Annotated in this window: 1 pseudogene; it reads right to left on the bottom strand. The window is 49.4% G+C overall.

The window, feature by feature from the left end:
- Positions 1-71: 71 nt before the first annotated feature.
- Positions 72-536: pseudogene (locus R7Q11_RS28920) on the bottom strand (Na+/H+ antiporter NhaC family protein); the annotation flags it as partial.

Raw genomic sequence — 536 nt, 5'->3', positions numbered from 1 at the left:
GTGTGAAGCAAGGAAAATAAAGAAGAACGGAAAGCAAAAAGGCTCCATCGGAGCCTTTTTGGTATTTGTCGTTAGTTTTCGGTTTGTACTGCAGGTTGGCGTGCTGGGTGTTTGATAAACACCGCCACAATGGCTGCAATTGCCAGCGCGAAACAGTAGTAAGAGTTGGCAACCGCTTCTAATGGAGAAAGGTTAAATACTGAGCCTAGCAACAATACTTGCGCGCCGTAAGGCAAAATGCCTTGTACCACGCACGAGAAAATATCCAACAAGCTTGCTGAGCGACGAGGAGATACATTGTTCTCTTCCGCCAACTGACGCGCCACGCTACCCGATACGATGATGGCGACCGTATTATTTGCCGTGCAACCATTCACCATAGAAACCAAGCCCGCGATACCTAGCTCACTTGCGCGGCTGTTCGCGTGTTTTGAATGGCTAGAGCCAAACGCGTGGATCATGCTGCTCACTAAGTTGGTTAGGAAAGCAAGACCGCCTTGACGGCGCATCAACTCACTCAGACCACCAATCAGCAT

The organism is Vibrio sp. 970, from assembly GCF_033339075.1.
The sequence above is the reverse complement of the archived record's forward strand: the minus strand, read 5'-3'. Positions and strand labels throughout refer to the sequence as shown.